Raw genomic sequence first — 20,758 nt, forward strand, 5'->3', positions numbered from 1 at the left:
ATGTAAGGGGTGGTGCTGTCCACAAGACTCAAGGTCACCCATTCACATACGTTTTCCCTGACGCCCCAGTGCGGAGGACCCCGTCATGTTGAAGCAGATGGAAAACGCCGGTCTGACCGACCTCCACTTCGGCCTGGATCCGGCTACCGGTCTAAAAGCCATTATCGCGATTCACTCCACAGCGCGCGGCCCGGCCATCGGCGGCTGCCGTTTTATCCATTACACTCGTGAGCAGGATGCCATTACCGATGCACTTCGACTTGCCCGTGGCATGAGCTACAAGGCCGCCTTGGCCGGCTTGCCCCACGGCGGCGGCAAGGCGGTGATTATCAAGCCGGAAGGCGCGTTTGACCGAGCCGCATTGATGCAGGCCTTCGGTCGCATGGTGGATCAGCTGGGCGGGCGCTATATCACCGCCATGGACAGCGGTACCGAAGTCAGCGACATGGATGCCATCGAAACCACTACCCGCTTTGTCAGCTGTACAAGTGCCAGCGGCGATCCCTCTCCACATACGTCACTGGGTGTATTCGAGGGGATCAAGGCTGCAGTTATGCATCAGCTTGGCAAGGACAGTCTGGCAGGGCTCAGCATCGCCATTCAGGGGCTTGGCCATGTGGGATACGCACTGGCACAGCGCCTGCACCAGGCTGGCGTACAGCTCTACGTCGCCGATATTGAGCGAGAACGGACCGATCGCTGTGTGCGTGAATTCAACGCCCGAGCCGTTGCAACCGAGGCGATCTACGATACCGGTGCGGATATTTTCAGCCCCTGTGGCCTGGGCGCCACCCTCAACAGCGACACCATCCCTCGCCTCAACTGTCGCATTGTTGCCGGCTGTGCCAACAACCAGCTGGCGACCGATGAGGACGGCAACCGCCTGCGTCAGCGAGGAATTCTGTATGTACCTGACTATGTGCTCAATGCCGGTGGATTGATTCATGTTGCCATGCATCATGCCGGTCGCTCCGCTGATGAGCGTGATGCCAAGATTCGTGAAATTGCAGCAACCCTCACTCATCTCTTTGCAGAAGCCGACCGTACCGGTCAGTCAGTGCACCATGTCGCTGACCTGCACGCCGAATCGCTGTTGCAGGCGGCCGGTGGGGTACAGCTGACTCATCAGCACCAGGAGGTGCAGCATGCATGAGATACGCTATCACGGCGAAATTCATCTGACCCGTTACCTGGCTCCGGACGGCACACCTGTGGGTGGCATGCCTGAGTGGGCGCAGGGCAGTGATCCCTGGTGCCACTATTACCGCCAGATGGTGCTCGCTCGGCAGTTTGATGCCAAGGCGATCAGCCTGCAGCGTACCGGCCAGCTGGGTACCTATGCCTCTCTGCTGGGAGGCGAGGCCATTGATGTGGTTTGTGGAGCACTGATGCAGCCGGAAGACGTGCTGGTACCCTATTATCGCAACCATATTCTGCAGATGATGCGCGGCGTTCCCATGCAGGATGTGCTGCTGTACTGGGGTGGTGACGAGCGCGGCAGCGCTTCACCGGCCATGCGCAAGGACCTTCCCAACGCAGTCCCCATCGCCACCCAGTGCCTGCACGCCTGTGGCGTGGCCACGGCACTCAAGTTGCGTCAGCAACCACAGGCCGTACTCACCATGATCGGCGATGGCGGCACCTCCAAGGGTGATTTTCTGGAAGCCATCAATGTGGCCGGTGCCTGGCAGCTGCCGGTGGTCTTCGTGATCAACAACAATCAGTGGGCCATTTCGGTGCCTCGTGCCAAACAGTGCATTGCGCCGACACTGGCTCAGAAAGCGATCGGTGCCGGTATCCGCGGCGAGCAGGTGGACGGCAACGATGCCGTTGCCCTGCATGAAGTGGTCGGCCAGGCATTGGCACGCGCCCGCAACGGAAAGGGCCCCACATTGATTGAAGCGGTCAGCTACCGACTCTCCGACCATACCACAGCCGATGACGCCACCCGTTACCGTTCGGCAGAAGAGTTGAAACAGGCTTGGGCACGAGACCCCCTGCCTCGTCTGCGCACTTGGCTCCACAGCCAGAATCTGTGGGACGAACAGCAGGAGCAGCGCTGGCAGGAAGAGGCCAAGGGGATGATCGGAAAGGCGGTCGATGCCTACCTGGCCATGCCGCCACAGGCGATTGATGATCTGTTTGATTATCTCTATGCAGAATGCCCGCCGGGGCTGCAACGGCAGAAAGAAGAGATGCGTCAGAAGCGGCAGGGAGGAGAGGATCATGAGTGACAATGCCATTACCCTGCTGGATGCCGTTAATCTGGCACTGGCACGCGCTATGGAAGATGACCCTAACGTAATTTTGCTGGGCGAGGATATCGGCACCAACGGCGGCGTGTTTCGTGCCACTGCTGGCCTTCAGGATCGCTTCGGTGAACGCCGCGTGATCGACACGCCGTTGGCCGAAACCATGATTGCGGGTCTCAGTGTCGGCATGGCCACCCAGGGCATTCGGCCCGTCGCTGAAATTCAGTTCATGGGCTTCATCTTTCCGGCCTTTGAACATCTGGTTGCCCATGCCGCTCGCATGCGCCACCACACCCGTGGCCGCCTGAACTGCCCCATGGTACTGCGGGCGCCGTTCGGCGGCGGCATTCATGCCCCCGAACACCACTCGGAAAGTACCGAAGCGCTGCTGGCGCACATCCCCGGGTTACGCGTCGTGGTGCCCTCGTCCCCCGCTCGCGCCTACGGTTTGCTGCTGGCCGCGATTCGTTGTGACGACCCGGTTGTCTTTCTGGAGCCGAAACGGATCTACCGTGCCAGCAAGACGCTGGTGGAAGACGATGGACAGGCTCTGCCGCTGGATACCTGCTTCACCTTGCGCGAAGGAGAGGACATCACTCTGATCAGCTGGGGGGCTGCCGTCACGGAAACCCTTGCCGCTGCCCGCCAGCTGGCAGAGAACGGTGTCAGTTGTGAAGTGATCGATGTCGCCACCCTGAACCCGATCGACCATGACACCCTGATCGCATCGGTCAGCAAAACCGGCCGCTGTGTCATTGTGCATGAAGCACCGCGGCACGGCGGCCTGGGAGGAGAAATTGCCGCCACTCTGGCCGAACAGGCACTGCTTTCGCTCAAGGCTCCGCCACGCCGTGTCACCGGCTATGACACCGTCATGCCCTATTACCGTAATGAACAACTCTACCTGCCCACCACGGCTGACATTGTTCAGGCCGTGCAGGAAACGCTGGAGTACGCCTGATGAAATATTTCAAGCTGCCCGATCTGGGCGAGGGTCTGCCCGAAGCGGAAATCGTGGAATGGCATGTTCGTGAAGGAGACAGCATCAAGACCGATCAGATCATGGTATCGGTGGAAACGGCCAAGGCGATCATTGAAGTCCCTTCGCCCCAGGATGGGGTGATTGCGCACCTGTTTGGTGCAGTAGGTGACACCATTCACACCGGTGAGCCTCTGGTCGAGTTTGCGGATGAGGACGACAGTGACAGTGGTACCGTTGTGGGCGAACTGAGCCGACACCAGGGCAGTGACAGTCAGCGCGAAGAGTTCATTATCGGGGCGGCTCCCAGCAGTCGCCAGGCGGCATCCGCCCGAGTAACACCCGCTGTACGCGCCTTGGCTCAGCGCTTGAATGTGTCACTGGATACGCTGCGCGGCAGCGGTTCACAAGGCGCTGTCACGGCACAGGATGTGGAACATGCCGCAAGCCTCGACCGTTCACTGGGCGCTCCCGAGGCCCTGCGCGGCGTACGCAAACAAATGGCACGGACCATGGCCCAGTCCCATGCTGAGGTGGTACCGGTCTCGCTGTGTGAGGATGCCGATATCGACCACTGGCCCGCCGGTACCGACATCACCATGCGGCTGGTTCAAGCCATCGCGGCTGCCTGCAAGGCCGTTCCCGAGCTGAATGTCTGGTTTGATGGCCATCAGCTGGCACGGCGGGTACACCAGAAAATCGACCTTGGCGTGGCCGTGGATACCGAGCAAGGACTGTTCGTACCGGTCCTGCGTGATATCGGCAACCGGTCTGTCGAAGACCTTCGCGAAGGGCTGAACCGGCTGCGTGCCGATGTCAAATCCCGCTCCATTCCACCGGCCGAGATGCAGGGCGCCACCATCACCCTCAGTAACTTCGGCACCCTGGCCGGCCGTTACGCCAGCCCGGTGGTGGTACCGCCTCAGGTCGCCATTGTGGGTGCGGGTGTGATTCGATCAGAGCCGGTTGCCATTGATGATCAGGTCGTCGTACACAAGGTGATGCCCCTGTCACTGACATTCGACCATCGTGCCGCCACCGGTGGCGAAGCGGCGCGATTTATGCAGGCACTGATTATGTCGCTTCAGGCCTGAGCCGTTTGTCGCGATGCAACGTATGACAATTCAGATGGTCAAATCAGACAGGAGGACAGAACCGCTGGATGACAGGTGCGACCAGCTTTTTTAGGTCGCACCTCACTTGACTCTCCGTAATCTGAACTACACTGAAATCACTGGAACGCTTCGCCGGTTTGGCCAATAAGCGTTTGAATTTTCAGTGGGTAGCGTAACGTACAGGAAGGTGAGCATGAGTATCTTCGAGCACTATAAGGCACGTTATTCGGCCATCCTGCAGGAAGAGATGAGCCTGCAGGAGTATCTCAACCTGTGTCGGGAAACCCCAAAGGTATACGCCAATGCTGCCGAGCGCATGCTGGATGCGATCGGTGAACCCGAGGTGATCGATACCGCACTGGACCCTCGCCTGAGCCGCATCTTTTCAAACAAGGTGATCAAGCGCTACCCTGCTTTCAGCGAATTCTACGGCATGGAAGAAGCGATTGAGAGTATCGTGTCCTACTTCCGCCATGCAGCTCAAGGGCTCGAAGAGAAGAAACAGATCCTGTATCTGCTCGGACCTGTTGGGGGTGGTAAGTCATCGCTGGCGGAGCGTCTCAAGCACTTGATGGAGCATATCCCCTTCTATGCGATCAAGGGCTCACCGGTATTCGAGTCACCGCTGGGACTGTTCAATCCAGAAGAAGACGCCGAAATACTGGAGCAGGAGTACGGCATCGCCCGTCGCTACCTGCGTGGCATCATGTCCCCCTGGGCCGTGAAACGTCTGCATGAATACGGTGGTGATATCACTCAGTTTCGGGTGGTGAAACTACATCCGTCCATTCTGGATCAGGTGGCAATTGCCAAGACCGAACCGGGTGACGAGAACAACCAGGACATCTCAAGCCTTGTCGGTAAGGTGGACATTCGCAAGCTGGAAGAGTATCCACAGCACGACCCGGATGCCTACAGCTTCTCTGGCGCCCTGTGCCGTGCCAACCAGGGGATTATGGAATTCGTCGAGATGTTCAAGGCACCGATCAAGGTGTTGCATCCACTGCTGACTGCCACTCAGGAGGGCAACTACAACAGCACCGAGGGCATGGGTGCCATCCCCTACGACGGCATTTTGCTGGCCCACTCCAACGAATCGGAATGGCAGAGTTTCAAGAACAACAAGACCAACGAAGCGTTCATTGACCGTGTGTATATCGTCAAGGTGCCCTATTGCACCCGAGTGAACGAAGAGATCCATATCTACGAGAAACTGCTGGAAAACAGTTCGCTCAATGCCGCCCCATGCGCACCGGATACCCTGCACATGCTGGCCCAGTTCACTGTCCTGTCACGCCTGAAGGAGCCTGAAAACTCCAGCATCTACTCCAAGATGCGCATCTACAACGGCGAGAACCTCAAGGACACCGATCCACGTGCCAAGTCGATGCAGGAGTACAAGGACTCCGCCGGCGTCAACGAGGGTATGGACGGTCTCTCAACCCGATTCGCCTTCAAGATTCTGTCCAAGGTGTTTAACTTCGACGCCATCGAGGTAGCGGCTAACCCGGTCCACCTGATGCATGTACTGGAGCGTGAGATCAGTCAGCAGCAGTTCCCGACCGAGACCCAGGAACGCTACATAGGCTTTTTGAAGGAATATATCGCACCCAAGTACATCGATTTTCTCGGCAAGGAGATCCAGACCGCCTATCTGGAATCCTACTCCGAGTACGGGCAGAACATTTTCGACCGCTATGTCACCTATGCCGACTTCTGGATTCAGGATCAGGAGTACCGTGACCCTGAAACAGGTGACATTCTCGATCGCCAGGCCATCAACGAAGAACTTGAGAAGATCGAGAAGCCAGCGGGTATCAGCAACCCGAAAGACTTCCGCCACGAGATCGTCAACTTTGTACTGCGCGCCCGGGCCAGCAACAACGGCAAGAACCCGGCATGGAACAGCTACGAGAAGATGCGCTCCGTGATCGAGAAGAAGATGTTTGCCAATACCGAAGATTTGCTGCCGGTGATCTCCTTCAATCCGAAAGCCTCTTCGGACGATCAGAAAAAACATGGCGAGTTTGTGAAACGGATGATCGAACGTGGATACACCGAGAAGCAGGTTCGCCTGCTGTCCGAATGGTACATCCGCGTCCGCAAATCGCAGTAACCGGGCACCAGGAGCCGTACCCTGATGGAACTGACCCGGCAGTTGCCTGGCAACTGCCGCATGGGAGCCTGAAACATGAGTTACATCATAGACCGCCGAGAGAACGCCAAGAAAAAAAGCACGGTAAACCGTCAGCGTTTTCTGCGCCGCTACAAACAGCACATCAAACGTGCCGTTGAAGACGCCATCCATGATCGCTCCATCAAGGAGATCGATCAGGGCGGACAGGTCACCATTCCTCGACGTGACATCTCCGAGCCGGTCTTCCACCACGGTGAAGGTGGATTGCGGCACAAGATTTTCCCAGGCAACAAGGAGTTTGTCGAAGGCGACGAGTTCAAACGCCCCGAAAGCGGTGGTGGCGGTGGCGCCGGTCAGGGAAAGGCCAGCAATCAGGGTGAAGGCGAGGATGACTTTACCTTCACCATCAGCCAGGAAGAGTTCCTCGACTTCATGTTTGAGGATCTTGAGCTGCCCTGGATGGTGCGCAAACAGCTCAAGGATGCCACCTCGTTTGAAACCCGTCGTGCCGGCTTCACCAGCAGCGGATCACCGGAGAAGCTGCATATTGTGCGCTCGTTGCGGGCCGCTCATGCCCGTCGCATCGCGCTGACCGACAAGAACGTACGACAGCAGATTCGTGCCCTGCGCAAGGAGCTGTGGGCGCTTGAAGACACACCACCCTCCGTTGAAAAAACAGAGAAGATCACCGCCTTGCGTGAGCAGATCACTCAGCTTGAAAAAGGCTCTCGCAAACTGCCGTTTCTGGATGACTTTGACCTGCGCTACACCAACCTCGTGCGAGTGCCCTTGCCTTCCAGCAAGGCGGTCATGTTCTGCATCATGGATGTATCCGGCTCCATGACGCAAAGCGTCAAGGATATCGCCAAGCGTTTCTTCATCCTGCTCTATCTGTTCCTGAACCGGAACTACAAGCAGATCGATGTGGTCTTTGTGCGCCACCACACCCATGCCAAGGAGGTGGATGAACAGGAGTTTTTCTATTCTCGCGAGACCGGTGGCACCATAGTCTCCAGCGCCCTGGCCCTGACCGCCGATATTATCGATGCCCGGTATCCACCGGCCGACTGGAACATCTATATCGCTCAGGCGTCGGACGGCGACAACTGGGATGGCGACTCGACCACCTGCAGCAAGCTGTTGGCCAGCCGCATTCTGCCCAAAACCCAGTATTACGCATACGTGGAGATCACCACCGGTCCACACCAGAATCTCTGGCATGAATATGAACAGGTGCGTGAAGCTTTCAAGGAGCAGTTCGCCATGCAGCAAATCACCGATGCTGGCGATATCTATCCGGTCTTCCGCCGACTGTTCGAGAAGCGTACCGAGGGGGCTGCCCATGAGTCGTAAAAAACGCCAGCCAATCTCGACCGGCTCAGACTGGACATTCGAGCTGATCGAGTCCTATGACCGGGAAATTGGCCGTGTCGCCCGTGAGTTCGGGCTTGATACCTATCCCAACCAGATCGAGGTCATCACCTCGGAACAGATGATGGACGCCTACTCCTCGGTCGGCATGCCGCTAAACTATAACCATTGGTCCTTCGGCAAGCAGTTTGTGGAGACCGAGCAGAACTATACCCGTGGCCGCATGGGGCTGGCCTATGAAATCGTTATCAACTCCAACCCCTGCATCGCATATCTGATGGAAGAGAACACCATCACCATGCAGGCGCTGGTGATTGCACATGCCTGCTACGGCCACAATTCCTTCTTCAAGGGCAACTACCTGTTCCGAACCTGGACTGATGCCAGTGCCATCATCGACTACCTGCTGTTCGCCAAGAACTACATCCGCCGCTGCGAGGAGAAGCATGGCGTGGAAGAGGTTGAGCAGCTGCTGGACTCGTGCCACGCCCTGATGAACTATGGCGTCAACCGCTACAAACGCCCACGCCCGCTCACCGCCGCCGAAGAACGTGAGCGTCAGCAGGACAGGGAAGAATACATACAGCGTCATCTGAACGATCTGTGGAACACCACCGTACCCCGCAAGGCGGACAGTGATGATCGCAAGCACCCTCGCTTTCCGGCAGATCCGGAAGAGAACATTCTCTACTTCATCGAGAAGAACGCGCCACTGCTCGAACCCTGGCAACGGGAGATCGTACGAATCGTGCGCAAGGTTGCACAGTATTTTTATCCCCAGAAACAAACTCAGGTGATGAATGAAGGCTGGGCCTGCTTCTGGCACTATACGTTGCTGCATCAGCTGTATGACGAGGGGCTGGTCACCGACGGTTTCATGATGGAGTTTCTCCACTCCCATTCCAGCGTGGTCTATCAACCCCCGTTCGACAGCCCCTACTTCAGTGGCATCAACCCCTATACGCTGGGTTACAACATGATGCAGGACATTCGCCGCATCTGTGAAAATCCGACCGATGAGGACCGGGAGTGGTTCCCCGATATTGCCGGCAGCGACTGGAAAGCAACGCTTGACCACGCCATGCGCAACTTCAAGGATGAAAGCTTCATCCTGCAGTATCTATCACCCCGGTTGATGCGGGAGCTGAAACTGTTTTCGATCATGGATGACAGCAATCGTCCGGTACTGAAAGTCGATGCTATCCATAATGAACGTGGCTATCGTCAACTGCGCGAATCACTGTCCGCTCAGTACAACCTCGGCAATCGTGAGCCCAACATTCAGGTCTGGAATGTGAACATCCGTGGCGACCGTGCCCTTACCCTGCGTCATTACATGCATAACAACCAGCCATTGGGCCAATCAACTGAAGAGGTGTTGCGGCACGTACACCGCCTGTGGGGATTCGATGTACAGCTTGAATCCGTACTGCCGGACGGTACCGTTGCCAAGCAGTATGCCTGCCCACCACGGGAGCAAAAGGTTGAGGCAATCTGACTGCGCTCGCTATACTGCTTCGACACGAATCAAATGAGTCGAGAGAAGGTTATGGATTGTCTGTTCTGCAAAATTCTGGAAGGTGAAATCCCGGCTGAGCGGGTGTACGAAGATGACCAGGTCATCGCCTTTCGCGACATCAACCCACAGGCACCCTTTCACTGCCTGATTATTCCGCGCAAGCATATTGCCACCCTGAATGACATTGCTGACGAAGATCGCGAAGTGGTAGGCCATATGATTCAGGTGGCCAGCAAAATTGCTCAGCAACAGGGCTTTGATCAGGATGGCTACCGCACCGTATTCAACTGCAACACCCACGGTGGCCAAACGGTCTACCACATTCATCTGCACCTCCTCGGTGGCAAGCCGATGGGTTGGCCTCCGTATCAAGACACTCTGAAAACCCCGGTTAACAACTGAGGCATGGTGGCCGAGCCACATGCTCGGCTGCCCTGGATCTTGCCTCGGATCAATTTTGCCGCGAGCCTGTCCGCTTTATGTTGCACTGCGTCATAATGGGTTCATTATAGGACTATACCCTAGTCATCAGCATTCTCAGGAAGGATACCCCCATGTCGATATCAGCTGACGCCCCCAACACCACGATTTCAACCGAGACACCGCCGATGCACAACCAGCTGGAGTTCTTTATTGAGCAGGCACGCAAGTCCGGCCCTATCCGCACCGCCGTGGTCCATCCGGTCGATCACAACAGCCTTTTGGGTGCCATCGAAGCGGCTGAACAGGGGTTAATCGAGCCTCTGCTGGTCGGCCCGGAACACAAGATTCGTGCCGCTGCCGAAATTGAAGGCATCGACCTGTCACCCTACAAAATCATCAGCACCGAACACAGCCACATGGCGGCCGAATGCGCCTGTACACTGATTCGCGAAGCCAAGGCCGTCGCGCTGATGAAAGGGAGCCTCGGCACCTCTGAACTGCTCAGTGCCGTGGTTCATAAAACCAAGGGCATCCGTACAGAGCGCCGTCTGAGTCATGTGTTCGTCTTCGACGTACCCAACTACCACAAACCACTGGTGATCACCGATGCCGCCATCAACGTAGTGCCTGATCTGTTGGTAAAACGGGATATCGTTCAGAACGCCATCGACTTCTGTCAGTCATTGGGCAATGAGGCGCCCAAGGTTGCGATTCTGGCCGCGGTTGAAAAGGTGAAGCCGACCATGCAGAGTACCATCGACGCTGCCGCCCTGTGCAAAATGGCAGATCGCGGACAAATCACTGGCGGCATCCTGGACGGCCCGCTGGCTTTCGATAATGCCATTTCACTGCAGGCCGCCATCGACAAACATATCAACTCACCGGTCTCTGGTGACGCCGATATCCTGCTGGCGCCAGACCTTGAGGCCGCCAACATGATCGCCAAGCAGCTGATCTACCTGGCCGATGCCAAGTCAGCCGGCCTGGCCGTAGGGGCCAAGGTACCCATTATTCTGACCAGCCGTGCCGAAGGTACTCTGGGCCGTCTGGCGTCCTGTGCACTGGCTTCCTACATGGTCAAGCATCCACGCAAGGGGGGCTGAAAGCATGGATACCATTCTGACCGTTAATGGTGGCTCCTCCAGTCTCAAATGTGGCCTATATGCCCTGCGTGCGAGCGAACTTCACTGCCTGTTTCACCTGAAAGTGGAAAACCTGCTGGGTGACACCACCCTGTTCAAGGTGCGTGATGAAGACAACCGGGTACTGGACTCGCATCAGCTGGAGTGCCAGTCAGTGGCACTGGACGAACGTCATCAGTTCGCTTTGCGTGAAGTGCTGCAATGGGTTGAAGCGCACCTGCCGGAGTCACGTTTGATTGCGACCGGTCACCGAGTCGTACATGGTGGTGACCTGTTCAACACACCGATGCGACTGGACGATGCTGTGCTGGAGCAATTGAGAAGCTTTATCCCGCTGGCCCCGCTGCATCAACCTTATAACCTGAAGCTAGTTGAAGCCTGCCGTGCACTGGCACCACAACTACCCGTTGTCGCCTGTTTCGATACCATGTTCCATGCGGCACAGCCCCGGCTGGAGCGGCTATATGCCTTGCCGCGCCACCTCATCGAGAAAGGCGTGCACCGCTATGGCTTCCATGGCTTGTCCTACGAATATATCCAGCGCCAGCTCAGCCTTGGCGGAGCGGGCAATTTGAAAACAGTGGCCTGTCACCTGGGCGCAGGCGCCAGCATGTGTGCCATTCGAGATGGACGCTCCATCGCATCCAGCATGGGCTTCACCGCCGTCGAAGGCCTGCCCATGGGTAGTCGCACCGGCAATCTTGACCCTGGCGTGCTGCTCTATCTGATGCGGGAAGAGAACATGGATGTGGATGCACTGGAAAAGCTGATCTACAAGGAAAGCGGCTGGCTGGGCGTTTCCACCATCAGCTCGGACATGAAGGAGCTGCATCAGGCCAATGATCCTCTCGCCGAGGAAGCAATCGACATGTTTTGCTACCGTGTCGCGCTGGAGATGGGCCGCCTGGGTGCTGCACTGGAAGGGGTGGAACAGGTGGTATTCTCGGGTGGTGTCGGCGAGAACGATGCGGATGTGCGAGCGCGCGTGCTGGAGCGTTGCCGTTGGCTCGGGATCGAGATTGACAGTGAAGCGAATCAGCGCAACAGCGGTATCATCAGCACGCCGGACTCAAAGGTCACTGTGCGTGTAATGCCGACCAATGAGGAAGCGATGATCGCCACCCATGTGGACGAGTTGCTGCACTGAATCGCACAGCGGAGGCTAGGCCTCCGCTTTTACCGCCCCGCCCGCTGACGCACCACTTCAAACAGGCACACTCCGGTTGCCACGGACACATTGAGGCTACTGACCTCCCCTGCCATCGGAATGTTCACCAGCTGATCGCAATTTTCGCGGGTCAGGCGGCGCATGCCCTTGCCTTCCGCACCCATCACGATCGCCTGCGGTCCGGTCAGGTCAGCCTGATACAGGCTCTGGGTCGCTTCGCCAGCCGTTCCGGTGATCCAGATACCGTGTTGCTGCAACAATTGCAGGGTACGCGCCAGGTTGGTCACCTGAATGTAAGGCATCACTTCAGCGGCACCACAGGCAACCTTGGCGACGGTAGCATTAAGCGGTGCCGACTTGTCCTTGGGGGCAATAACGGCTGTTACGCCTGCAGCATCTGCCGTACGCAGGCAAGCCCCAAGATTGTGCGGATCGGTTACGCCGTCCAGCACCAGCAGCAGCGGAACTGTGTCGGATTGCTCAAGCAGCCGGTCCAGTGCCTTTTCACTCAAGGCACGCAGCGGTTCACATTCGGCGATAACCCCTTGATGACGCCCCCCACCAGCACGCTGATCCAACCCTTCTCGCGGCTGTGTGATCACCTTGATGCCACGCGTACCAGCCAGATCCAGTACTGTCTGCAACCGGGCATCTTCGCGGCCCTGCTGGATCAACAGGCAACGAACCCGATCGGAATTGCGCTGTAGAAGAGTCGTGACGGCGTGCAGGCCGAAGATATCCGTTGTGTTCATGCTGCCTCATATGGCTGTATCAGAAAACAGGCGGGTATTATGGGCCAATTGAAACCAAAAAGCCGCCCACTGGCGGCTTTTTAGCAATCAGAACAGGCAATCAGCCTTCGAGACCCGCAAACACCTTGTTGCGGATATCATCAACGCTGCCGACACCTTCAACGTATACATAACGCGGCGCGTTCGCTTCACCGGATTCATTCCAGCTGCGGTAGTAATTGATCAGCGGAGCTGTCTGGTCATGATAGACCTTCAGGCGCTGACGTACGGTTTCTTCCTTGTCATCCTCACGCTGAACCAGTTCTTCACCGGTAACGTCGTCGAACCCTTCCTGCTTCGGCGGGTTGAACACGATATGGTAGGTACGGCCCGAAGCCGGGTGTACGCGGCGACCGCTCATACGCTTGATGATTTCAGCATCGGCCACATCAATCTCGACAACGGCATCAATATCCACACCGGCATCTTTCAGCGCATCAGCCTGCGGCAGGGTGCGGGGGAAGCCGTCAAACAGGAAACCATTGGCACAGTCTGCCTCTGTGATACGTTCCTTGACCAGCCCGATGATGATGTCATCGGATACCAGGCCGCCTGCGTCCATCACTTCCTTGGCCTGCTTGCCAAGCGGGGTGCCCGCCTTGACCGCAGCACGCAGCATGTCCCCTGTAGAGATCTGCGGAATGCCGTATTTTTCGGTGATGAACTGGGCCTGGGTGCCTTTGCCGGCGCCCGGTGCTCCAAGCAGAATAATGCGCATCTATTTCGTCTCCTGAACGTTGTTGTAAACTGCAACTCGGGCCGCACGCCAAGGCCCTGTCGGGACGATACAGCGGCAGCCACTTTATAGTTATCCTGCAGGACAGGCTAAACGCCCCTGCCCTGCGCACACAATTCGACATTAGACCTAGCTGCTGTCCAACTGTTGACAAAAAAGCCGAGGTTACGACAAAGCCCGAGTCCTGTTCAAGCCCTCACGTACTCTTCGTAGTGATCAGCCGGTGTTACGCATGCCCGCTGAAATGCCAGCCATGGTAACCATCAACGCCTGCTCCAAACGCTGATCCGGCTGGTTGCGATCACGGAACAACAGCTCCGCCTGCAGTACATGTAATGGGTCGATATAGGGGTTACGCACCTCTATCGACTGACGAATCACGCTGTTGCCTTCCAGCAACTGCTGCTCCTGTTTTATCTGCTTCACCTGCTCAACAGCCTGCTGCAGGCGAGACCTGAGACTGGAACCCAGCACCCCTAACTCCGGCGAGGCCAACCGCTTTTCGTAGTAGGCCGAAATGTTGACATCACTTTTGGCCAACACCATCTCCAGCATATCGATCCAGGACTGAAAAAACGGCCACTGTTCATACATTCCGTGCAACAGTGGCTCCTGGCCTTCATCCAGCGCCTGCTTCAACGCCGCGCCCGACCCCAGCCAAGCGGGCAGCATCAAGCGGATCTGGGTCCAGGCGAAAATCCAGGGTATGGCCCTGAGGCTTTCCACTCCACCATCGACCTTGCGCTTCGCAGGTCGTGATCCCAACGGCAGCTTGGCCAGCTCCTGCTCCGGCGTAACCGCGCGAAAATAGGGTACGAACTGGGGCTCTTCCCGCACCAGCGAACGGTAAATGGTCATACCACAAGTGGCCATGCTGTTCATCAGCGTACGCCATTCAGGTTCAGGCTGCGGCCCCGGACTGAGGGTTGCCTCCAGCACCGCTCCGGTGTAAAGCGTCAAGTTGCGTACTGCAATTTCAGGGATACCGAACTTGAAGCGAATCATTTCGCCCTGTTCCGTCACGCGCAGGCTGCCCGCGACCGAACCCGGTGGCTGCGCCAGAATTGCGGTATGGCTGGGGCCACCGCCACGGCCAACGGTACCACCGCGGCCATGGAACAGCGTCAGACGAACCTGCTTGCGCCGACACAACTCTGTCAGGGCCTCCTGTGCACGGTACTGCCCCCAGGCCGCTGCCAGCTGCCCGGCATCCTTCGAAGAATCCGAGTAGCCGATCATCACTTCCTGATGGCCTTCGATATAATCACGGTACCAGTCGATCTGCAGCAGTGACTCGATACAGTCACGCGCGTTGTCCAGATCATCCAATGTCTCAAACAGCGGTACAACCCGCATGTTGCGCTCTACACCAACCTCCTGCAGCAGCAGGATAACGGCCAGCACATCCGATGGCTGGCCCGCCATGGAAATCACGTAGGAACCAAGACTGTAATCTGGATTGGCGGCGATCACCCGACAGGTACTGATCACCTCCTGCACACTGGCAGAGGGTGCCCAGCGGTGAGGAATCAGCGGGCGACGCGAATTCAGCTCCTGCAGCAGAAAAGCCTGCTTTTGTGCCTCATCCCACTCCGAGTAGCGGCCCAACTGATAAAATTCGGTCAGGGCATCGAACACTTCGGTATGACGCTCGGCATTCTGGCGAATATCCAGACGCACCAGCGTCAGGCCAAAGCAAGCGATACGCCTAATCAGATCTTCCAGCGCCCCTGCAGCGATGCAGCCCATGCCACTGTCATTGAGCGAGCGATGGCACAACAGCAAAGGCTCAAGCAGCTCGTCCAGCTCACTGATCCACAGGTCCGGATTACTGGCACGGCCCTTGAGATAGTCTTCGATGCCCTGCCGGGTTTCATGCAGGCGGCTGCGCAAGCGCCCCAGAATCTCACGGTAGGGTTCGGGGTGGTTATCGGTTTCGTGTCGCAGCTCGGCATTGGCCTGATACATGGACAGCTCGCCACGCAACAGGTCCACGTCACGTGCATACAGGTCGGCAGCCATCCAACGCGCCAGCAGCAGCACCTCGGAGGTTACCTCGGCAGTCACATTGGGGTTACCATCACGGTCGCCCCCCATCCAGGACGAGAAGCAAACCGGTGAACAGGTCAGCGGCAGTGAGGTATTCTGTGTTTCCTGCAGGCGATCATCCAGCAAACGCAAAAAGCGCGGTACGGCACTCCAGAGCGAGTTTTCGATCACTGCAAAGCCCCATTTGGCCTCTTCTACCGGGGTGGGACGGTGCTGACGAATCTCATTGGTATGCCAGATCTGACTGATCAACTGATCGAGGCGATGCTGTACCGACTCACCGCGATCGCGCTGTTTGAGGGTCTCGGCAATGGCATCGTACTTCTGGATCAGAGTACGTCGATTGACTTCGGTGGGGTGAGCCGTCAACACCAGATCGATGCACATCTCGTTCAGGCAGGCGAGGATTTCATCAGGACCGCGACCTTCGCCATGCAGGCGTTTAAGCAGGCTGTCAATCAGCTCTTCATCTTCGTCACCTTCGGTTTCATAGTGACGACGTACCCGATGATGCTCTTCGGCGATATTGGCCAGATTGAGGAACTGGGTGAACGCACGGGCGATTGGCAACACTTCATCTTCACTCAGTTCACTGAGAGCTTCTCGCAGTGCGGCTTGTGTCGCATCCTCGGCATGTCGCGCCGACTTGGCCAGCTTGCGGATATACTCAACCTTGTCGAGGAAGTCGTGGCCCAGATGGGATTCCATTGTTCGGCCCAGGCTCTCACCCAGAATCCGGACATCATCACGTAACGCTTCGTGCAGGTCGCTCATGCGCTCACCTCCATTGACATATCATGCCTCGATGCTAACCGATTCCGTCGATCAGCATAACCGCCATTGGTATGATTGCACAGCAACGAACGAAGGTATCAAAGCCCCTTCTGCTTGGCTTCGTCCCACCAGTGGTCAAGCTGATCCAGACTCAGCTGCTCCCACGCCTGGCCACTGTCGGCTACGCGTGATTCCACATGACGGAAGCGACGTTCAAACTTGGCATTGGTGTGACGCACTGCCTGTTCGGGGTCAATTTCAAGGTGCCGTGCCAGATTAACCTGCGCAAACAGCAGGTCACCGATCTCTTCACGTGCATTGTCCAGATCACCTTTCGCCAGCGCTTCGCGCAATTCGGCAATTTCCTCTTCTATCTTGTCCAGTACGCCCTGAGTATCCGGCCAGTCAAAGCCAACCCGCGCCGCACGGCGCTGCAGTTTGGCGGCACGGCTCAGTGCAGGCAAGCCAACAGGAATATCATCCAGCACACCGGTGCGGGATTTGGCCTCTCGCTCCTGCTGTTTGATCGTTTCCCAGTTGCGGTTGACCTGTTCCACGGCGATGGCGTCAACACCGGCGGAGTTCAGACTGCCGTTCGGGAACACATGTGGGTGACGACGAACCAACTTGGTCACCAACTGATCGATGATGCGATGCAGATCAAACCAGCCCTGCTCGTCCGCGAGGCGAGCATAGAACACCACCTGAAACAGCAGATCACCCAGTTCGTCACGCAGGTGCTCCCAGTCTTCCCGCTCGATGCAGTCGGCCACTTCGTAAGCCTCTTCCAGCGTATGCGGCACAATGCTGGCGAAGGTCTGCTGCAGATCCCAGGGGCAGCCTGAATCGGGCTCCCGCAGCGCATCCATCAGTCGGATGAGGTCATCAAGACTGTAGCTCATCGCCCGGCCCCGCTGCGTTCACGGTGTACGTCCAGGACGTTGGGCACCTGATTGATCTTGTCCATCAGTCGGCCCAGTCGCTCAAGCCGTGGAATCTCAACGGTCAGTGTCAGACGCGCCATGTTGTTCTTGCGATCAGTCAGGGTGTTCGCCGCCAGAATATTGAGTTTCTCGTTGCTCAGCACCAGCATCACATCGCGCAGAAGACCCGGGCGGTCAAACGCTTCAATGATCATATCCACCGGGTAAGTCTGTTCGTGCTCGTCACCCCAGTCGACACTGATCACCCGGTCCGGCTCGTTTTCACGCAAACCCATCAGGTTGAGACAGTCCTCATGGTGAATCGAGATCCCCCGCCCCTGGGTGATGTACCCCATGATCGGGTCACCGGGCACCGGTTTGCAGCAGGTCGCCAGGGTGGTCAGCAGGTTGCCAATCCCCTGTATGTTGATGCCGCTGCCACCGCTGCGGGGTTCCTTCGCCGACTGGCTGGTCGGCAGCGCCAGGTCCAGCTGGGATTCCTGCCGATCAGGCTCAACCTGACGCTGGGCCTCATGAATGATCTGCGACAGGCGCAGGTCGCCAGCGCCAAGAGCTGCGCAGAGGTCTTCCGAGGTTTTATAGTTGAGTGCTCGCGCAATATCGCTGAGGTCTATCGTGTGCGGATCCAGCGCCAGGCGGCGGAATTCACGCAGAATAATATCTCGCCCCGCTTCGGCATTCTGCTCCTTGGCCTGAAGCTTGAACCAGTGCGCTACCTTGGCACGTGCACGAGAGGTGGTCACAAAGCCGTAGTTGCTGTTGAGCCAGTCACGTCGTGGCGCTTCCTCGCGGGAGGTCATGATTTCGACCTGATCACCGGTTTTCAACGCCTTGTTGAGTGGAATAATGCGGCCGTTGACCTTCGCACCCCGGCAACGGTGCCCGACTTCGGTATGCACACGGTAGGCGAAGTCGACCGCTGTAGCGCCCTGCGGCAGGTCGATCACATGGCCATCGGGTGTAAACACATAGACCCGATCCTGCACCACATCACCGCGCAACATGTCACCCAGCGCTTCGGTATCACCCAAGTCGTCATGCCACTCCAGCACCTGCCTCAGCCAGGCGATTTTCTCTTCATAGCCATCGCCACGGGCCTGGGTATCCGTGCCCTTGTAAAGGTGGTGAGCACACACGCCCAGCTCCGCTTCTTCATGCATGGCGAAGGTACGGATCTGTACTTCCAGCACTTTGCCTTCCGGACCGAACACGGCCGTATGCAGTGAGCGATAGCCGTTGGGCTTGGGTGATGCGATGTAGTCATCAAACTCGTGCGGAATGTTGCGCCAAAGGCCGTGCACAATCCCCAGCACGGTGTAGCAGTCACGAATTTCGGGCACTAGAATGCGGACGGCACGTACATCATAAACCTGACTGAAGTCGATATTCTTGCGCTGCATTTTGCGCCAGATACTGTAGATATGCTTGGCGCGTCCCATCACGTCACCGGCAATACCGGCATCGTCCAGCCGGCTGCGCAGCAGCTCCACCACCTGGTTGATGAACAGCTGGCGATCGAGACGCTTTTCATCAAGCAACCGTGCAATATGCTTGTAGTCGTTGGGTTTCAGGTAGCGGAAGGAAAGGTCTTCAAGCTCCCACTTGATATGACCAATGCCAAGCCGATGTGCCAATGGCGCGTAGATGTCGAACACCTCGCGCGCCACCAGATAGCGCTTCTTGCGATCACCGTCCTTAACGCCTCGAATGGCGCAGGTACGCTCGGCGATCTTGATCAGTGCAACACGCACATCATCGATCATCGCCACCAGCATCTTGCGGACATTATCGATCTGAGCAATCTTGGTGCCGAGAACACCATCATCCGAGCGCGGATTCTTGCGGCTGCCGATGGCAGCCATCTGCAATACCCCGTCGATCAGGCCCGCGATGGTTTCACCGAACTGCTCCTGCACTCGCCCCAGGCTGAGCTTGCGCTCACGCACTGCGCGGTAAAGGATCGCCGCAATCAGCGTTTCCTGGTCTTGCTGCAGCTCCGCCAGAATCTGGGCCATTTCCAGCCCGGTACGAAAACTGCCAACCGTGTTGTGAGACCAGTCATCATCCGACTCGGCAACCGCAGCCCTTGCTTGCTTGGCCAGCAGACACGCCTGACGGATCTGGTCGATATCGCTGACTTCCACCTGCTGCTGCAGACGCAGCAGCCAGAGGTCCAGATCAACGGTACCATCTTCTCGTATCGGGTGTTCTTCTCGAACCTTCACCATGGCTGAACGCCACTCCTGTCTTGCCTCCGGCGACCATTACTGAAAGGCGGGCCAGTGCCGGCAACAGTGACTCACCCTCAGGATGGAGCCACATTCTAGTCCCTAAGACCGCTCAGTGCGAGCAAGTTCCCTGACCGGTTTTCACCGTATGTGACTAATGGTTAACACTAGCCAAACACACCGGTGGACAGGTAGCGGTCGCCCCGGTCACAAATGATGCACACAATGGTCGCGTTGCTAACCTCCTCGGCCAGCTGCAGGGCACCTGCGACAGAGCCACCGGAGGACACGCCACAGAAAATGCCCTCTCGACGCGCCAGGGCGCGCATAGTCTCTTCTGCCTGCTTCTGAGAGATATCGATCACCCGGTCTACGCGGCTGCGTTCAAAAATTTTGGGCAGGTAGGCTTCAGGCCAGCGCCTGATACCGGGAATCTGCGATCCCTCCTGCGGCTGCAGGCCAACAATCTGGATTTCTGGATTCTGCTCTTTCAGGTAGCGCGACACGCCCATTATGGTACCGGTCGTGCCCATGGAGCTCACAAAATGGGTGACGGTACCCTGAGTCTGTTGCCAGATTTCTGGGCCGGTGCTGCGATAATGAGCCTCGGGGTTGTCGGCGTTGGAAAACTGATCCAGCACCTTGCCTTCTCCTGCCGCCTGCATCTCCAGGGCCAGATCACGGGCACGCTCCATACCCTCGGCCTGAGTTACCTCGATCAGCTCGGCACCATAGGCGCTCATCGCTGCCTTGCGTTCAGAACTCATATTGGCTGGCATGATCAGTTTGAGCTGATAGCCCTTGATCGCGGCGGCCATTGCCAGCGCAATACCGGTGTTACCGGAAGTCGCTTCAATCAGGCAGTCACCCGGCTGGATATCACCACGGGCTTCGGCCAGCTCGATCATGCTCAGTGCCGGGCGATCCTTGACCGAGCCTGCCGGGTTGTTGCCTTCCAGCTTACACAACAGGGTGTTGCCATTGGCCACCGGGATACGCTGCAGACGGACCAGCGGCGTGTGACCGACGTAATCGGCAATTGTTGGATAATCAATGGCCATGAATGCTCCTGAGCAGTGCTTCAATATAGATATAACAGCCAGATTACTTATTCCTGACTAATATTGTCG

At 57.4% G+C, this 20,758-nt stretch carries 16 protein-coding genes; 10 read left to right on the forward strand and 6 right to left on the reverse strand.

Annotated elements, in window-relative coordinates:
* Nucleotides 1–85: 85 nt before the first annotated feature.
* From ACAM29_RS09665 to ACAM29_RS09710, 10 genes are all read left to right on the forward strand, one after another.
* On the forward strand, nucleotides 86–1,153 hold the full coding sequence (locus tag ACAM29_RS09665) for a Leu/Phe/Val dehydrogenase (protein ID WP_369623988.1): 1,068 nt from the start codon (nucleotides 86–88) through the stop codon (nucleotides 1,151–1,153).
* Nucleotides 1,146–2,234: a pyruvate dehydrogenase (acetyl-transferring) E1 component subunit alpha gene (gene pdhA, locus ACAM29_RS09670; RefSeq protein ID WP_206840324.1), complete on the forward strand. Its 1,089-nt coding sequence runs from the start codon at nucleotides 1,146–1,148 to the stop codon at nucleotides 2,232–2,234. The genes ACAM29_RS09665 and pdhA overlap by 8 nt, the downstream gene beginning before the upstream one ends.
* A complete protein-coding gene (locus tag ACAM29_RS09675) occupies nucleotides 2,227–3,213 on the forward strand; it encodes an alpha-ketoacid dehydrogenase subunit beta (protein WP_369623989.1) in 987 nt (328 codons plus the stop codon). Before pdhA ends, ACAM29_RS09675 begins: the two co-directional genes overlap by 8 nt.
* Nucleotides 3,213–4,325 carry a dihydrolipoamide acetyltransferase family protein gene (locus tag ACAM29_RS09680; protein WP_369623990.1) on the forward strand — a complete coding sequence of 371 codons (1,113 nt, stop codon included), beginning with the start codon at nucleotides 3,213–3,215 and terminating at the stop codon, nucleotides 4,323–4,325. The genes ACAM29_RS09675 and ACAM29_RS09680 overlap by 1 nt, the downstream gene beginning before the upstream one ends.
* 214 nt (nucleotides 4,326–4,539) lie before the next feature.
* A complete protein-coding gene (locus tag ACAM29_RS09685; protein WP_206840313.1) occupies nucleotides 4,540–6,462 on the forward strand; it encodes a PrkA family serine protein kinase in 1,923 nt (640 codons plus the stop codon).
* A gap of 75 nt (nucleotides 6,463–6,537) precedes the next feature.
* Nucleotides 6,538–7,836: a YeaH/YhbH family protein gene (locus ACAM29_RS09690; protein ID WP_091825299.1), complete on the forward strand. Its 1,299-nt coding sequence runs from the start codon at nucleotides 6,538–6,540 to the stop codon at nucleotides 7,834–7,836.
* The gene (locus tag ACAM29_RS09695; RefSeq protein ID WP_206840309.1) at nucleotides 7,826–9,352 is read left to right on the forward strand and encodes a SpoVR family protein; all 1,527 of its coding nucleotides are present in this window, start codon (nucleotides 7,826–7,828) and stop codon (nucleotides 9,350–9,352) included. Before ACAM29_RS09690 ends, ACAM29_RS09695 begins: the two co-directional genes overlap by 11 nt.
* Before the next feature lie 51 nt (nucleotides 9,353–9,403).
* Nucleotides 9,404–9,775 (forward strand): histidine triad nucleotide-binding protein, encoded by a 372-nt coding sequence (locus ACAM29_RS09700; RefSeq protein ID WP_369623991.1) that lies wholly within the window; start codon nucleotides 9,404–9,406, stop codon nucleotides 9,773–9,775.
* A 152-nt stretch (nucleotides 9,776–9,927) separates the two neighbouring features.
* The gene (locus tag ACAM29_RS09705; protein ID WP_254774988.1) at nucleotides 9,928–10,899 is read left to right on the forward strand and encodes a bifunctional enoyl-CoA hydratase/phosphate acetyltransferase; all 972 of its coding nucleotides are present in this window, start codon (nucleotides 9,928–9,930) and stop codon (nucleotides 10,897–10,899) included.
* Between the two features lie 4 nt (nucleotides 10,900–10,903).
* On the forward strand, nucleotides 10,904–12,085 hold the full coding sequence (locus ACAM29_RS09710; RefSeq protein WP_369623992.1) for an acetate/propionate family kinase: 1,182 nt from the start codon (nucleotides 10,904–10,906) through the stop codon (nucleotides 12,083–12,085).
* A gap of 29 nt (nucleotides 12,086–12,114) precedes the next feature.
* Here ACAM29_RS09710 and rlmB read toward each other — a convergent pair whose 3' ends face one another.
* From rlmB to cysM, 6 genes are all read right to left on the reverse strand, one after another.
* Nucleotides 12,115–12,858, reverse strand: coding sequence for a 23S rRNA (guanosine(2251)-2'-O)-methyltransferase RlmB (gene rlmB / locus ACAM29_RS09715; RefSeq protein WP_369623993.1), 744 nt, complete (start codon nucleotides 12,856–12,858; stop codon nucleotides 12,115–12,117).
* Between the two features lie 100 nt (nucleotides 12,859–12,958).
* On the reverse strand, nucleotides 12,959–13,615 hold the full coding sequence (gene adk / locus ACAM29_RS09720) for an adenylate kinase (RefSeq protein ID WP_091825285.1): 657 nt from the start codon (nucleotides 13,613–13,615) through the stop codon (nucleotides 12,959–12,961).
* Nucleotides 13,616–13,849: 234 nt separating this feature from the next.
* Entirely contained in the window at nucleotides 13,850–16,456 is a 2,607-nt protein-coding gene (ppc, locus tag ACAM29_RS09725) for a phosphoenolpyruvate carboxylase (RefSeq protein WP_369623994.1), read from the reverse strand.
* Between the two features lie 98 nt (nucleotides 16,457–16,554).
* Nucleotides 16,555–17,358, reverse strand: coding sequence for a nucleoside triphosphate pyrophosphohydrolase (gene mazG / locus ACAM29_RS09730; RefSeq protein ID WP_369623995.1), 804 nt, complete (start codon nucleotides 17,356–17,358; stop codon nucleotides 16,555–16,557).
* The gene (relA, locus tag ACAM29_RS09735; RefSeq protein ID WP_091825277.1) at nucleotides 17,355–19,628 is read right to left on the reverse strand and encodes a GTP diphosphokinase; all 2,274 of its coding nucleotides are present in this window, start codon (nucleotides 19,626–19,628) and stop codon (nucleotides 17,355–17,357) included. Before relA ends, mazG begins: the two co-directional genes overlap by 4 nt.
* 167 nt (nucleotides 19,629–19,795) lie before the next feature.
* Nucleotides 19,796–20,689 carry a cysteine synthase CysM gene (gene cysM, locus ACAM29_RS09740; protein ID WP_369623996.1) on the reverse strand — a complete coding sequence of 298 codons (894 nt, stop codon included), beginning with the start codon at nucleotides 20,687–20,689 and terminating at the stop codon, nucleotides 19,796–19,798.
* Nucleotides 20,690–20,758 lie beyond the last annotated feature (69 nt).

Source organism: Marinobacterium sp. BA1, assembly GCF_041155135.1.
In the GTDB taxonomy this organism is placed as follows: Bacteria; Pseudomonadota; Gammaproteobacteria; order Pseudomonadales; family Balneatricaceae; genus Marinobacterium; species Marinobacterium iners.